Here is a 13,361-nt window from a genome sequence, read left to right as displayed (position 1 = left end):
AGCGCCGACTTCGTTATGAACGGGCTACGGGAACGCCGCCGACCGTTTCGCATCCGTAGCGGGCGGATTACTCGGGTAATCGGCGCGTACTCGCGCCACTAGACTTATACTCGGAGAGAGATATTCCGAGCACGATGTCCGACGAGGAGCCAATTACGGGGGCGAACGCCGGGGACTGCCGTTCCGCGTCGGGTCCGCTCGAAGGCGGGGAGGGATCGAACGTCCTCCTGTACACCGGACCGCCGTCAGCCGAGCGTGACCCCGCGTGCGTCGAACTGCTGCGCGGGGATCCGAGTAAGCGGAACTTACTGGCGATCGCGTGCGGTAAATCGCCGGATACGTTGATACGTGCCTGGCGGAGGTCGATCGAAGAGCCGCCGGCCGAGGTCGGCATCGTCAACGTGACGGAGCGCACCCGATCGGCGAGCGCCGGAGCGCCGGAGGCGTCGGGCGCGCCCGCGCGACCGCCGACGATGACGATCGAATCGATGGACTGCCCGGCGCGGATCGACGCTTCCGTCGGCATGTACCTCGACGAGTGGGAGGGCAACGGGAACCGGACTGTCGTCTGCTTCGACTCGCTCTCGCCGGTGCTCCGACGCGCGGGAGTGGACTCGACGCGGGAACTGGTGTCCGCGCTGCGGCGACGGACCTCCGACGCGGACACGGTCGCCCACTACCACCTCGACAGGAGCGCGCACGATCGGGCGACGCTCGACGCGCTCGCGTCGTCGTTCGACGCCGTGGTGAACCGATCGTCCGAGGGGGACCCCGCGGCTCGCGCCGACGTCGTGTTCGACGTCCTCCGATCGTCGCGGCGGCGAACCGTCGTCCGCTACCTGGCCGAGGAGGGCCCGACGGCGGACCTGTGCGAACTGGCGGACCACGTCGCCCGCGACGAGCGCGGACGTCGGACGTCGGTTCCGTCCGACCACGCCGCCAGGGTGTACGTCTCGCTTCGATGCACGCACCTGCCGAAGCTGGCCACGGCCGATCTCGTCGCGGTCGACGACGAGCGACGAACCGTCCGACTGACGGACAGAACGGAGCACGTCGAAACCTACATGCGGCACCTCGACTGGGCGGAGTGAGTGACGGGCATGGTCTCCGACACCGGCCGCGTCGGCGGCTTCGAAGAACGACTGGGGCGGTTTCTCCTGTACGCGTTCGCGGACGGCACGGACGTGACGGGCGAGTGGCACCTCCCGTACGACGACCCCGTGACGCCGGATCTGACCGTCCGGATCGCGCAGGTCGATCCGCCCCGCCTCGGCGAGTTCCCGCCGAGGCGACTCGACGACGAGGGCGGATTCGGACGCGAACTCAGGCGGTTCCTTCTCGAGGAGTACGGCGAGGAGAGCGACATCGAAGGGACGTGGAACGTCCGATTCGCCGCCGACGCCGTCCCCGGCTGGGACGTGACGGTCCTCGTCGAGTCGGTCGACGTCACCTTCGAAAACGGGCGGGTCAACGTCAGACCCGAGAACGGGGACAGGCGCTGAACCGCGGCCGGACGAGCGCCCGACGGTCGGACGACTATCGGAGTTCCGTCTCGCGGAGCACGGAGATCGCGAACGCCGCGAGCAGCGTCCCGACGGAGACGAACCTGATCGCCTCGGGGCCGAGAGAGAACGCGTCGAGTCCCAGGACCACGATCAGCGCGATGCCGACGGTGCCGATCCAGAGGTACGGCGCGTTGGACTCCCGCGGCGCGCGCTGGTCCCGGGCGTTTCGAAGGTACGACTCGACCGAGTCGAACCGCGGGCCGGGAAAGAGGAGGTTCGTCCCCTCGTCGTGCTCTACGACCCCGGTTTCGACGAGCTTCGGGACGTGCGTCTGCTGGAGCGAGACGTAGACGCTCTTGTACCGGTCGACGGCCGACCGCCGCTCGTCCGCCTCGGCGACGGCGACGTGCTTTGCGATCTCCTGGAGCGGCATCGCCCGCTCGTGGGTCGACAGCTGGTTGATTATCTCTCGCCGTCGGTCGTTGCTGAGTACGGCGAACAGTTCGCTCTCGCCGAACTCCTCGACGACCGTCCCCGTCCGTTGTCGGCCGACTATGGGTTCCCGTAGCATCCTACCATCCGCGCGTTCGTTTACCTGGATAACACATATGTAATTTTAATATAATATCGGTCCTGTAACTTGGGCGTAATATCTCCCACGTGTTAAAATAAGCGTGTCGGCTATAACCAGTTCCTTGACATAAACGGGGAGGGGCGGTCGCTCCGGTCGAGATTCAGGCGACGTTGCGCTCGACGGCGCCGTCGCCCGCGCCGAAGCGGTCGCTCCGCAGCGGTTCGACGTCGACGGTCGACGCCTCACCCTCCACCGCCAGCTCGGCGACGATCCGGCCGGTCGCGGGCGCGTGCTGGAAGCCGTGCCCCGAGAACCCGACGGCGTTGACGAACCCCGGAACCGTCTCCTCGATGATCGGGTGGTGGTCGGGCGTCACCGCGTACAGGCCGGCCCAGCCGCGCCGGATCCGCGAGTCCGGGCCGAAGTAGCGCGCGCAGTCGGCGGCCCGCTCTACGGCCGTCGCGGCCCAGTCGAGGTCGATCGACTCGCGGTACCCGTCGGGGTCCTGCGGCGGATCCTCGTCCCCGAAGTGGCCGCCGACGATGGCGGCCCCCTCGCGCTCGGGGCGGAAGTACGACCCCGCGTCGAGGTCGATGGTGAGCGGCGCGTCCTCGGGGACGGGGCGGTCCGGATCGACCACGAGCGCCTGTCGCCGTCGGGGGGACACCGGAATGTCGATCCCGGCAAGGTCGGCCACGCGGGCGGCCCACGGCCCGGCTGCGTTGATCACGCACTCGGCGTCGATCCGCTCGCCCCCCGCTTCGACGCCGACGACGCGCCCGTCATCCCGTCGGACGCCGTTCACGGGGGTCTTCGTCCTGATCTCCGCGCCCGCCTCCCGCGCCGCGGCCGCGAAACCCTGGAGCGCCAGGTACGGGTCCGCGAACCCGTCCGCCGGCGAGTACGTCGCCGCGACGAAGGCGTCGGTCCGCAGCTCCGGGCAGCGCCGGGTCGCCTCCTCCGGCGTCAGCAGTTCGCTCGGCACGCCGCGCGCCCGCTGCATGGCCACGCTCTCGCGGAACGCCTCGGCCGTCCGCTCCTCCCGCGCGAGAAGGAGATAACCCGTCCGTCGGAAGGCGATGTCGACGCCGAACTCCTCTTCGAAGCGCTCCCAGACGGGCGCGCTCGCGAGCGAGAGATCGACGTTCACCGGCGTCGAGAACTGCGCGCGGATACCGCCGGCGGAGCGCGCCGTGCTCCCGCCGCCGACGGTTCCCTTCTCGCAGACGACGACGTCGACCCCGCGCCGCCGGAGGTAGTACGCGCTCGCCAGTCCGACGATTCCGCCTCCGACGACGACCACTGTCATGCTGTCACGTACCGCGCCTCCGCGGATAAGCGTTGTTTCCGCGTCGAATCGCGTCTCGGCCCTTACCGCGCTCCGTCCGCGTCGGAGAATCGGGCGGGGGACAGCCGCGACAGCGCCTCCGGTGGCGATTCCGGTCCGAGTCCGGCCGCGAGCAGGTCGGCGACGGCCGGCGCGAGCGTCACGCCCAGCCCGCTCATCCCGCAGGCGACGAGGTACCCCTCGACGCCCGTCTCGCCGACGATCGGCCGGCCGTCCGGCGTGACCGTGCGGATCCCCACCCACTCGTCCGCGACGGTCGCGTCGGCGAGCGCCGGAATCGCTTCCCGGACGAAGTCGAGCGCGTCGGTCCGGAACCCGCCGTCCACCCCGCCCGGTTCGTCGGGCGAGAGCGTTTCGCCGTCGGCGTAGTCCGTCGCGTACCGGCCGACGAACGCCCGGTTTTCCCCGTACGGTCGGACGTACAGCTTCGACTCGAAGAGCGCGAACGGAACTTCGACGGGGGCTGACGATTCGACCACCAGGATCGGACCGCGGGTGTGGCGGAGGGGGAGCGACGCGCCGGCCATGTCGTTCAGGCGGGTCGCCCACGGTCCCGCGGCGTTGACGACGGCGTCGGCGGGGACCGGATCCGCCGCCGTTTCGACGCCGATCACCGCCCCGTCGTCCGTCCGCACGCCGGTCACTTCCTCGCCCGTCCGGATCCGGGCGCCGCTCTCGCGGGCGACCCGCGCGAAGTGGGCGACCAGCTCGTCGACGCCGAAGTACCCCTCCTCGGGCGTGTAGAGCCCGCCGCGCGAATCGAGCGGCTCGACGCCCCGCTCGCGGAGTTCGTTCGGCGACAGGAACCGCGCGTCGAGGCCGAACTCGCGAAGCGTTCCCGCCGCCGCCCGGAGGTCATCGGCGACGGCTCCGGAGTCGGCGACGGACAGCGCGCCGATCCGCTCGTAGCCGAGCGCACCCGACTCGACGAGCGGTCCGTAGGTCTCCCAGGCGCGGCGACGCAGGTCGTGGTCGAACCGGGTCGGCCGCGGCTCCTGCCAGGAGAACACCGCGGCCGAGGTCGCGGTCGTTCCCGCGCCGAGTTCGTCCTTCTCGAACAGCGTGACGGCGTGGCCGTCGGCTCCGAGCCGCGCAGCGGCCGCGACGCCGACGATCCCGCCGCCGACGATGACGATGTCCATGCGGCCCGGTACCGTCTCAGCCGGTAAACGAGTATCGGCGGCGACGGCGCGGGGCGCGGTCCACGCGCCGCGGGAAAACGCTAACACGCGGTCCGTGCAACCGTCGGTATGGTTCGCGTGCTCTCGGACGGAGACGTGGCGTCGCTTCTCGACCTGGACGCGCTCCTCCCGGTGGTCGAGGAGGCGTTCCGCAGACAGGGGCGCGGTGAGGTCGAGCGCCCCGAACGGCCGCACTTTCCGGTCGGCGCTGGGCTGGAAGGCGACGAACCGCTCGGAACCGGGCTCGTCATGCCAGCGTACGTCCACGGGGCGGCGTACTACGCGACGAAGCTCGTCGGCGTCCACGAGGGGAACCCGGCCCGGGGGCTGCCGACCGTCAACGCGCAGATCGCGCTGACCGAGGCGGCGACCGGCCGCCCCGCGGCGTACCTCGCCGGGACGCGCATCACGAACGCCCGGACGGGGTGCATCGGCGGCCTCGCGGCGAAGTATCTCGCGAGCGGCCCCGCCTCGCTGGGCCTGATCGGCGCGGGGACGCAGGCGCGGTGGCAGGCGCGCGCCGTCGCCGCGGCGATCGAGGTGGAGACGGTGCGCGTGTACTCGCCGAGCGACTCGCGCGAGGCGTGCGCCGCCGACCTCCGCGCGGAGGGGCTCGACGCCGAGGCGGTCGACTCGCCGCGGGAGGCGGTCGCCGACGCCTCGGTCGTCGTCACCGCGACGACGAGCACGGAGCCGACGTTCCCCGGCGACGCGCTCGCGCCGGGGACGCTCGTCGTCGCGGTCGGCGCGTACACCCCGGAGATGCGCGAACTCGACGCGGCGACGGTCGAGCGCGCGGCGCGGATCTTCGCCGACGTGCCCGGGGAGGCGGCGACCGTGGGCGACCTCCCGAACGCCGACCCGGCGTCGCTCGTGCCGCTGTCGGCGGCGTTCGAGGGCGAGGAGGGCCGCCGCGACGACGAGGAGGTGCTCGTCGTCGAGTCCGTCGGCTCCGCCGTCCTCGACGCCGCGGCGGCCGAACACGTCCTCGAACGGGCGATCGAACGCGACGCGGGAACGACCGTCGAACTGTAGAACGAATCCCGGATACTCGACCACTCGTCCCGCGTCTTCTGGTTATCTATACACGTGTCTGGGAATATATCTGGGAAGACATATAGAAATATATCTGGATAGGTTTCTGTACAACAGCCTGTAAAGTCTACTGGACGGATGTTCGTACGGCTGTCCAGTCAGGATCTCCGGAGGGTCCGTCTGACGGAACTTTATGTGCGGTACGGCGATACACCCCGAACATGAAGCGTGCCGTGACGCTCTGGAGCGAATCGGGCGGGGTCGGGAAGACGACGCTCGCGACGAACGCGGGCGCCGCACTCGGGCGGCGCGGCGCGGACGTGCTCGTCGTCGACCTCGATCCGCAGCTGGGTAGCCTCACCGACCACGTCGGGTTCGGGGATCTGAAGCGGGGTGACCGACGGCACCTCGGCGACGCGCTGCTCGACGAGGGCGGCGACGTCCGCGACCTCGTCGTCGACGCCGGCGACTTCGACCTCGTTCCCTCCCACGAGGGGCTGGCGAACATCGAAAGCGAGATGGCCGCGCGGGGGACGAACCTCAGGGAGTTCCGCCTCCGGTCCGCGCTGACGCCGCTCGCCTCCGAGTACGACTACTTCCTGATCGACCCGCCGGCGACGCTCAACGTCCTCGTCGACAACGCACTCGTCGCGGCGCGCGACGTGATCATCCCCATCGAACTCACCCGGAAGGGGAGCGTCTCGATCGCCGGGCTGGAGGACACGCTCGACAGCATGGAGCGCGGGTTCCGGGCGTTCGACGAGTCGTTCACGCTCGGCATCCTGGCGGTCGTCCCGAACGAGGTGGGCGACTCGAACATCTACGCCGAGGTCAGATCGGAACTCGAAGGGGAGGGCAAGCCGGTGACGCCGTTCGGCATCCGGAAGCGCGACGTGCTGAAGGAGGCGTGGCGCAACCACGTGAGCGTCTTCGAGTTCGCCGACTCCGACGAGACGCGCGACCTCCGGCCGTACGAGGAGGACCTCCTCGACCAGTTCGACGCGGTCGCGCGCGTCGTCGAACGCGGCACCGTCGAGGCGGCCGCCGAGTCCGACGCCGAGACGGAGGTGGCGGCGTGAGCAAAGAGGACCGCTACGGCCCGGCTGGCGACACCTACGGCGAGGCGACCGACCCCGTCCGGAACAACGGGCGGGAGTGCCGCGGTGACCAGGACAGACGGGGAAATCGAGACGGGAGCGGACGCGGCGCGCCGAGCGGGCGGGATCGGGACGAGCCGACCGACTCCGACGGTTCCGACGGCGGCGAGCGCCCGTCGGACGGGCTCGGAGAGCTGCCGTTCATCTTCGCCCGCCGGACGGTGAAGGCCGACCGCGACGCGCTGCCGGTGTACGTCCGCGAGTCCACCGCGGACGACGTGGACGACCTCGAACGGGAGCTCCAGGGGCGGTTCGACGGCGACGACGTGATGTCGCTCGACGTCCGCGAGGCGGTCGTCCGGGCCGGGCTCCGGAACGTCGACGACGTCGTCGACGTGATGGAAGAGTGGGGATACGGCCGGCGGTAGATCCGGCCGGTCGTCCCTCCGTTACGGAGCTCGTCGCCTCGTCCGCCCGCCGCTCAGTAGTCGGCGAAGTCGTTCGCGGATCCGCCGCGTTCGAGATCCCGGCAGATGCCGACGAACGCGTCGTGGTCGTCGATCGTCCGGAGCGCGTCGTCCAGGTCGGACCGGAGCGCGCGGATGCGCTCGTCGAGGTCGGCGTACTCCTCGCTGTCGCGCAGCTCCGTCTCGCCCTTTTCGGATTCGAGCAGCGCCCTCTTCGAGGCGAGCGAGAACAGCTCCTGGACGCCCGCGTCGTACGCGCTCCGGAGGTGGAGGTTCGAAACGGTTTCGCGCAGCGCCTCCTTCGTCACCGGTTTGACCAGGTAGTCGTCGAACCCCATCTCCAGGACGTCGAAGTCGGGTTCGACGGCGGTCACCATCGCCACGCGGCAGTCGATGCCGCGATCCCGGACGGCGGTGAGGACCTCGTCGCCGGACAGGTCGGGCATTCGCCTGTCGAGCAGCACGACGGCAACCTCCTCGTCGAGCGCGTCGAGCGCTTCGCAGCCGCCGTACGCGGTCCGAACCCGATACCCGTCGGCGAGCCACGCGGCGTACAGGTCGGCGAGATCGGGCTCGTCCTCGACCACGAGCACGAGCGGAGATTCGTCAGTCATTTTCGGATGGGCGATGCGGCGTGAACGCGCCTACCCCTCAATGAACTGTAAGACTATATCAAAATACCCCTTATCCCTCGACGACGCGGCCCCGGCTTTCGTCGACGGCGCCGATCGTGATCCGGGTCGCTTCGACGTCCTCCAGCACGGCCCCCCAGCCCCCGACGGTGTATCGGCCGTCGTCGGCGTCGACGACGATCGACACCTGACCCGCCAGCTGCGACAGCGCCGGCTCGCCGCTCGACGAGTTCGCTCCGGCGTAGACGACGTCCGAAACGACCCCCTCCAGTTCGACGCGGCGGCCGGTCTCGGCCTCGAACCCGTCGATTCGAACGGACACCGCCGCGCCCGCGTCGAGGAGCGGCTTGACGTCGCGGACGCACCGGCGGATGTCCGCGTACTCCAGCGGCGGATCCGCGGACCGGGCGTCGTAGGTCGGTTCCCAGACCTCCCACAGGCACGTCTGGAAGTACCAGTGGAACACGTACGTCAGGGTGTACTCGTCGACGAGCACCCCGTACTGGTTCAGCGACCGGGCGTGCGGGGCGAAGCACGTCTCGGTCCGGTCGACCAGCGCGAGGAACGGGGCCGGGAGGCGTCGGTGCCGCGCCTCCGTCGCGACGCCGTCGAGCGTCCCCTCGTTGGGGAGGTCGCTCCGCGACGCCGCCGGATCGGTGTGGATCGAGAGGTTGACGATCGCCCCGTTTTCGTACGCGGAGCGGAGCGCCGGTCGGAGGTCGACGAACTGCTCCGGCGTCGCGGAGAGCTGAACTTCGTACTCCGCGTCCCGGATGGTCGACGCGGCCCGCTCGAAGACGGTTTCGAACCGCTTCACGATGCTCACCTTGTGCCCCCCGACGTCCGGCTGTTCCCACCGGTGTTCGATCTCGTCCGCGGCATCGGCGAGCGTCTGCGCGCGCCCGCGGAGGTCCGCGAGGACGTCCTCCGGGTCCCTCGCTCGCGCGTGCAGGCTCTCCTGTTCGAACGTCTCGATGTACCCCCGCCCCTCGAGCGTGCGGAGCACGTCGTAGATCCGCGCCGTCGGCACGGAACAGGCCTCCGCCAGTTCGGTCGCGCTCGCCGATCCCAGCCGGAGGAGCGCGGCGTACGCGTCGGCCTGGTACGGCGACAAGCCGGCGTCTTCGAGGGCGCTGCGAAGCTCCGCGGAATCCATCACGATCGATGGAACCACTCCGCCCCAATTAAAACCCCTCTCTCAGGCAGCGATGGCCCCATCGGACGTTCGTAGAACAGCACGTCCGCCCCGGTCGATTCGGAGAAGCGAGGCGGACGGCGACGACGCCCGCCGCTCGATCCGAACGCGCTTCGGTTCGCCTCCGGCTCGGTTCCGATTCAGCCCCGGTTCGACGCCGGTTCGAGGTCCCGCTTCAGCCCTGCGGGCTGTAGTTCGGCGCCTCGTCCGTGATCATCACGTCGTGCGGGTGCCCCTCGGTCTGGCCGGCGGCCGAGACGCGGACGAACCGCGCGCGCTCCTTGAACGCGGGGATCGTCTCGGCGCCGACGTAGCCCATGCCGGACTTCATGCCGCCGACGAGCTGGTGGAGTTCGGAGGCGAGCGTCCCCTTGTACGGCGTCGCGGCCTCGACGCCCTCCGGGACGAACTCCTCGTCGTCGTCCGCGTCCTTGAGGTAGCGGTCGCCGCCGCCGGACCGCATCGCGCCGACGCTGCCCATCCCGCGGTACTGCTTGTATTTCTTGCCGTTCATCGTGATGACGCGGCCCGGGGCCTCGTCGGTGCCGGCGAAGTACGAGCCGAGCATGACGGCGTCCGCGCCCGCCGCGATCGCCTTGATCGCGTCGCCGGAGTAGCGGATGCCGCCGTCGGCGATGACGGGGACGTCGCGGCTACTCGCCACGTCAGCCACCTCCGCGACGGCGGTGATCTGCGGCATGCCCGCGCCGGTGACGACCCGCGTCGTGCAGATGGAGCCGGGGCCGATGCCGACCTTGACGCCGTCGGCGAAGTCGACCACCGCCTCGGCCGCCTCGCGCGTGCCGACGTTGCCGACGACCACGTCGGCCTCCACGAGCTCCGTGATCTCTCGCGCGCTGTCGATGACGTTCCGGTTGTGCGCGTGCGCGCAGTCGATGAACAGCACGTCCGCCCCGGCCTCGTCCGCGGCGGTCGCGCGGTCGTCCTCGAAGGGGCCGACGGCGACGCCGACCCGCAGGCGGCCGGCCTCGTCGCGGGCGGCGTCCTCGTGCTCGCGGCGCTGGAGGATGCCCTGCATCGTCACGAGCCCGACGAGCCGATCCTCCTCGTCGACGATCGGGACGCGCTCGATCTTGTGCTCGTACATGAGTTCGAGCGCCCGGCGGGCCGTGACGTCCTGGCCCGCGGTGATGACCTTGTCCGTCATGGCCTCGCGGACCTCGTCGCGCTCGCCGACCTCCAGGTACGGTCGGATGTCGGTCCCCGAGATGATTCCGAGCACGGTGTCGTCCTCGGCGACGACCGGCGCGCCGGAGACGCCCTCGCGCTCCATCATCTCGTCGACCGCCCGGACGGTCTGCTCGGGGCTCGCCGTGACCACGTCGTCGCGCTGGATGACGAGTTCGTCGGCGCGCTTGACGCGTTCGATCTCCTCGGTCATCTCCTCGACGGTCATGTTCCGGTGAAGGACGCCCAGCCCCCCCTGGCGGGCCATCCCGATCGCCATGTCGCTCTCGGTCACGGTGTCCATCGCCGCGGAGAGGACGGGGAGGTTCAGCTCGACGTTCGTGGACACGCGGGTGGAGACGTCGGCGTCGTCCGGTTCGACGCGGCTCTCCATCGGGCGGAGCAGCACGTCGTCGAACGTGAGCGCTTCCGGGATGCGGAGCTTCTCGGAGAAGGGTTCTCGATCGGGAACGTCGTTCGCCATATAAATCATCTACAGGCCCCGGACAAAAACGTTGCGAGATCGCACGTCCTTGCGCGTGTTCCGCACGCTGACGCCCGGACCTGTACACGATAGTGGGTATCCCACGGCGAAAAATGGCGACTCCGGACGAGTTATGACGTTCGATCAGAGCGCGGCAATATTCGCCCCGTGCACAGGCCGTCTCCGAAGGATATCTTGATAGACCGGCGAATTTCCTATGAAACGTAGGATACATTCATATTGATACCGTGGAATTTGGTGCTGCGTGCGGGCACATCCCACGCAACGTTTAATAGTCAGGTGGGAATGTAATGAAACATGGACTCCGAAAGTCCCATCGCACCGTGCACCGCCGGTCAGACGACGCTCGGCCTCGGCGCGCTCTTTACAGCGATGTGGAAATTCATCAAACCGGAGTTCAATTTCGGATTCCGACACGGTGATTCGTCGGGCTTGCACTCACATCGCCGTTTGGCCGACGGTGACGGCCGCTAGCGTGGAATGAGCGTCTCACAGCATCCGGTCGCACTTCGCCTGGAGCGGCAGGTCGGCGGCGCGACGCGCCTGCTCGCGACCGTCATGGCCCTGCCGCTGGTGGACGGCATCTTCCCGGCGCTCGTCCTCGCCGGCGCGCTGACCTTCCCCTTCGGCATCGTCGAGACGGGGCTGCTCATCTTCGGCGGGTCCGCCACCGTCGCGGTCATCCTCGCGGAGATGGACGGGACGCCCCGCGAGCAGGCCGCGTCGGTCCTCCTGCTCGGGGCGGTTCTGATCCCCGTCGCGGCCGTCGAGGCGGCGCTCGCGCCGACGATCGAGAGCCTCCTGACCATGGAGATCTTCGAGCGGTTCGCGGGCATCGTCATCCTCGCCGTCGCGGCGAAGACGGCGAGCGCGCAGGTCGGCGAGTACCTCCCCCGGCCGGGCGTCATCATCGGCCTCGGCCTGATCGCCAGCCTGGAACCGGCAGGGGCAGAGTTGATCGTCAACCCCGATCCGGTGCTCGTCGCGAAGGCCGCGGCCGCGGCGGGAGTCGGCGTCGGCTTCGCGCTGCTGGTCGCCCTGTTCGGCCCGCGCCTGCGCGGCGCGGTCGACATCGACCTGTTCCGCTTCGGCAGTTCGGTCGCGCTCGGCATGCTCGCGCTGTCGGTGCTCGGGCTGATGCCGACGCAAGCCCCCGTCGCCCTCGGCGTGCTGTGCGTCACCGCGGTGTTCGCGTTCGACCCGAGCGGGAGCGACGCCGACGCCCCGGCGACCGACGTCGACGGCGTCGGTGCCGCCTCGCCCTCGGGCGGTTCATCCTCCGACGCTTCGCCCCCGGACGCCGCGGCGCTGACCGACGGCGGCGACGGCGAGGACGAAGGGGCCGACGAAGCCGGCGGTCGCAACGGCTCCGCCGCGCGGCCGGCCCCGAACGCCGACGGCGCGGACGACGCCCCCGAGTCGGAGCCCGAGTACGGGTACCCCGGCGAGGACGAGTCGCGCGCGCCGTGGCTGTGAGCCGCGACGGCTGAGTCGGTTTTCGGGCTCGGGTTCGCCCCTCGCATTCCGCCCGTCCGCGTCGACGACGCGGACGGAGGGCTTAGGTGGCTCCGACGAGTTCGTCCGGTATGGAAAATCGCGTCGTCCAGGGGCGGATGGTGACGCCCGAACGGCTCGCCGAACTGATCGAGGGCGAGCGGCCGATGGAGGCCGACGCCATCGAGGACGCGGACCGCGAGTGTCCGCAGTGCGGCGGCAGCGTCCTCCAGGTCGGGTACATGCCCAGCGTCACAGAGTTCGTCGTCGGCTACAAGTGCCAGGACTGCGACTGGGCGGAGACCGACAGATAATCGAAATCCCTTTAGGGCGTTTGGTCTTACGAGGTGGTGCGGGGTCGTGGCCAAGCCAGGGATGGCGACTGACTCCAGAGGCAAACGCCCGGTGACGAACTCCAGACTGATATACTGAGCGACCGACTGATCATCGGTCGCGTTGACGACCCTCTGGAGTACCGAGGCGGACCGGAGATATCAGTCGATCGGGGGTTCAAATCCCTCCGACCCCATCACTTCTGTCGGAACTCGGCAAGCGAGTTCCGACTGTGTGCTGTACGGCGGGGGGATTTGAATCAGGGAGCAGCTTCGCTGCGACCGCGGTTCAAATCCCTCCGACCCCATCACTTCTGCGCCGAACAACTCCGTGAGGCGCACAGATGTGACGCGGAGGATTCGAACCCAGAGGACGGGCGAAGCGATGTCCTCGCGGTTCAAATCTCTCCGGACCGAAGAGCACGTTCGTGTGGCCGGACTGGAACCCGACGGGGCACCCGCCCGAAGCGATCTACGGGCTGCCCCACTTCGACGTCCACATCCACCTCGTGGACGAGAGAGCGGCCGAGGCTATCGGTCCCGGGGCCGCGGAGTACGCGATTCCCGATCGACAGACTCCCCCCGGCTACGTGACCGCCGACGCCCTCGGCGCCCCGCGAGTGCTCTGTCGAGCTTTCGGCGAACGGACGATGGCGCGTGCGACGCTTGCCCGCGCAAGGACACGGTAGATCAGGTCTCGAGGCATCTCTCCGGATAGTTCGTTTACAGCGAAGGAGCGAGACGACTATGACGACAAACAACGGTTCATCGACTGAATCCGGGGCGCTAGCGAAAGCGATCGAACGGT

General features: G+C 69.4%; 15 protein-coding genes and 1 tRNA gene. 10 read left to right on the top strand and 6 right to left on the bottom strand.

Going from position 1 to position 13,361, the window contains the following annotated elements; genetic code table 11:
* Positions 1 to 134: 134 nt before the first annotated feature.
* Positions 135 to 1,091: a DUF7504 family protein gene (locus CNO20_RS19115; protein WP_101297801.1), complete on the top strand. Its 957-nt coding sequence runs from the start codon at positions 135 to 137 to the stop codon at positions 1,089 to 1,091.
* Complete coding sequence (locus CNO20_RS19110) at positions 1,092 to 1,502, top strand: hypothetical protein (protein WP_101297800.1); 411 nt, start codon at positions 1,092 to 1,094, stop codon at positions 1,500 to 1,502.
* A 34-nt stretch (positions 1,503 to 1,536) separates the two neighbouring features.
* Here the strand turns inward: CNO20_RS19110 and CNO20_RS19105 are convergent, their stop codons facing one another.
* The 3 genes from CNO20_RS19105 to CNO20_RS19095 form a co-directional block, all read right to left on the bottom strand.
* Positions 1,537 to 2,076, bottom strand: coding sequence for a DUF7344 domain-containing protein (locus CNO20_RS19105; protein ID WP_101297799.1), 540 nt, complete (start codon positions 2,074 to 2,076; stop codon positions 1,537 to 1,539).
* Between the two features lie 163 nt (positions 2,077 to 2,239).
* The gene (locus CNO20_RS19100) at positions 2,240 to 3,388 is read right to left on the bottom strand and encodes an NAD(P)/FAD-dependent oxidoreductase (protein WP_101297798.1); all 1,149 of its coding nucleotides are present in this window, start codon (positions 3,386 to 3,388) and stop codon (positions 2,240 to 2,242) included.
* A 62-nt stretch (positions 3,389 to 3,450) separates the two neighbouring features.
* Positions 3,451 to 4,569 (bottom strand): NAD(P)/FAD-dependent oxidoreductase, encoded by a 1,119-nt coding sequence (locus CNO20_RS19095; protein ID WP_101297797.1) that lies wholly within the window; start codon positions 4,567 to 4,569, stop codon positions 3,451 to 3,453.
* Positions 4,570 to 4,677: 108 nt separating this feature from the next.
* On the opposite strand from CNO20_RS19095, the gene CNO20_RS19090 reads away from it, so the two are divergent.
* The 3 genes from CNO20_RS19090 to CNO20_RS19080 all read left to right on the top strand — a co-directional run bounded on the left by CNO20_RS19090 (position 4,678) and on the right by CNO20_RS19080 (position 7,168).
* Positions 4,678 to 5,643, top strand: coding sequence for an ornithine cyclodeaminase family protein (locus CNO20_RS19090; protein WP_101297796.1), 966 nt, complete (start codon positions 4,678 to 4,680; stop codon positions 5,641 to 5,643).
* Positions 5,644 to 5,864: 221 nt separating this feature from the next.
* Positions 5,865 to 6,722 carry a ParA family protein gene (locus CNO20_RS19085; RefSeq protein ID WP_101297795.1) on the top strand — a complete coding sequence of 286 codons (858 nt, stop codon included), beginning with the start codon at positions 5,865 to 5,867 and terminating at the stop codon, positions 6,720 to 6,722.
* Positions 6,719 to 7,168, top strand: coding sequence for a DUF7970 domain-containing protein (locus tag CNO20_RS19080; protein ID WP_101297794.1), 450 nt, complete (start codon positions 6,719 to 6,721; stop codon positions 7,166 to 7,168). Before CNO20_RS19085 ends, CNO20_RS19080 begins: the two co-directional genes overlap by 4 nt.
* A gap of 53 nt (positions 7,169 to 7,221) precedes the next feature.
* Here CNO20_RS19080 and CNO20_RS19075 read toward each other — a convergent pair whose 3' ends face one another.
* From CNO20_RS19075 to guaB, 3 genes are all read right to left on the bottom strand, one after another.
* Positions 7,222 to 7,821 (bottom strand): HalX domain-containing protein, encoded by a 600-nt coding sequence (locus CNO20_RS19075; RefSeq protein ID WP_101297793.1) that lies wholly within the window; start codon positions 7,819 to 7,821, stop codon positions 7,222 to 7,224.
* Between the two features lie 70 nt (positions 7,822 to 7,891).
* Positions 7,892 to 8,995 carry a TrmB family transcriptional regulator gene (locus CNO20_RS19070; protein WP_101297792.1) on the bottom strand — a complete coding sequence of 368 codons (1,104 nt, stop codon included), beginning with the start codon at positions 8,993 to 8,995 and terminating at the stop codon, positions 7,892 to 7,894.
* A 214-nt stretch (positions 8,996 to 9,209) separates the two neighbouring features.
* Positions 9,210 to 10,706 carry an IMP dehydrogenase gene (gene guaB / locus CNO20_RS19065; RefSeq protein ID WP_101297791.1) on the bottom strand — a complete coding sequence of 499 codons (1,497 nt, stop codon included), beginning with the start codon at positions 10,704 to 10,706 and terminating at the stop codon, positions 9,210 to 9,212.
* A gap of 318 nt (positions 10,707 to 11,024) precedes the next feature.
* On the opposite strand from guaB, the gene CNO20_RS23515 reads away from it, so the two are divergent.
* From CNO20_RS23515 to CNO20_RS19050, 5 genes are all read left to right on the top strand, one after another.
* A complete protein-coding gene (locus CNO20_RS23515) occupies positions 11,025 to 11,201 on the top strand; it encodes a DUF8099 family protein (RefSeq protein ID WP_199174928.1) in 177 nt (58 codons plus the stop codon).
* A gap of 6 nt (positions 11,202 to 11,207) precedes the next feature.
* Positions 11,208 to 12,203 (top strand): DUF5794 domain-containing protein, encoded by a 996-nt coding sequence (locus CNO20_RS19060; RefSeq protein ID WP_101297790.1) that lies wholly within the window; start codon positions 11,208 to 11,210, stop codon positions 12,201 to 12,203.
* Positions 12,204 to 12,313: 110 nt separating this feature from the next.
* Positions 12,314 to 12,535, top strand: a complete 222-nt coding sequence (locus CNO20_RS19055) for a DUF5795 family protein (RefSeq protein WP_101297789.1) — start codon at positions 12,314 to 12,316, stop codon at positions 12,533 to 12,535.
* 40 nt (positions 12,536 to 12,575) lie between these two features.
* Positions 12,576 to 12,750, top strand: a tRNA-Trp gene (locus CNO20_RS23115).
* A 231-nt stretch (positions 12,751 to 12,981) separates the two neighbouring features.
* Positions 12,982 to 13,242 (top strand): hypothetical protein, encoded by a 261-nt coding sequence (locus CNO20_RS19050; protein WP_101297788.1) that lies wholly within the window; start codon positions 12,982 to 12,984, stop codon positions 13,240 to 13,242.
* Positions 13,243 to 13,361 lie beyond the last annotated feature (119 nt).

Origin of the sequence: Halegenticoccus soli, assembly GCF_002844195.1 — an archaeon.
Taxonomy (GTDB): Archaea; Halobacteriota; Halobacteria; order Halobacteriales; family Haloferacaceae; genus Halegenticoccus; species Halegenticoccus soli.
The sequence above is the reverse complement of the archived record's forward strand: the minus strand, read 5'-3'. Positions and strand labels throughout refer to the sequence as shown.

What these genes read in the sequence shown, in the direction of transcription:
- CNO20_RS19115 (WP_101297801.1), top strand. Translation starts at nt 135, where the DNA reads ATGTCCGACGAGGAGCCAATTACGGGGGCGAACGCCGGGGACTGCCGT.
- CNO20_RS19105 (WP_101297799.1), bottom strand. Translation starts at nt 2,076, where the DNA reads ATGCTACGGGAACCCATAGTCGGCCGACAACGGACGGGGACGGTCGTC.
- CNO20_RS19100 (WP_101297798.1), bottom strand. Translation starts at nt 3,388, where the DNA reads ATGACAGTGGTCGTCGTCGGAGGCGGAATCGTCGGACTGGCGAGCGCG.
- CNO20_RS19095 (WP_101297797.1), bottom strand. Translation starts at nt 4,569, where the DNA reads ATGGACATCGTCATCGTCGGCGGCGGGATCGTCGGCGTCGCGGCCGCT.
- CNO20_RS19090 (WP_101297796.1), top strand. Translation starts at nt 4,678, where the DNA reads ATGGTTCGCGTGCTCTCGGACGGAGACGTGGCGTCGCTTCTCGACCTG.
- CNO20_RS19085 (WP_101297795.1), top strand. Translation starts at nt 5,865, where the DNA reads ATGAAGCGTGCCGTGACGCTCTGGAGCGAATCGGGCGGGGTCGGGAAG.
- CNO20_RS19075 (WP_101297793.1), bottom strand. Translation starts at nt 7,821, where the DNA reads ATGACTGACGAATCTCCGCTCGTGCTCGTGGTCGAGGACGAGCCCGAT.
- CNO20_RS19070 (WP_101297792.1), bottom strand. Translation starts at nt 8,995, where the DNA reads ATGGATTCCGCGGAGCTTCGCAGCGCCCTCGAAGACGCCGGCTTGTCG.
- guaB (WP_101297791.1), bottom strand. Translation starts at nt 10,706, where the DNA reads ATGGCGAACGACGTTCCCGATCGAGAACCCTTCTCCGAGAAGCTCCGC.
- CNO20_RS23515 (WP_199174928.1), top strand. Translation starts at nt 11,025, where the DNA reads ATGGACTCCGAAAGTCCCATCGCACCGTGCACCGCCGGTCAGACGACG.
- CNO20_RS19060 (WP_101297790.1), top strand. Translation starts at nt 11,208, where the DNA reads ATGAGCGTCTCACAGCATCCGGTCGCACTTCGCCTGGAGCGGCAGGTC.
- CNO20_RS19055 (WP_101297789.1), top strand. Translation starts at nt 12,314, where the DNA reads ATGGAAAATCGCGTCGTCCAGGGGCGGATGGTGACGCCCGAACGGCTC.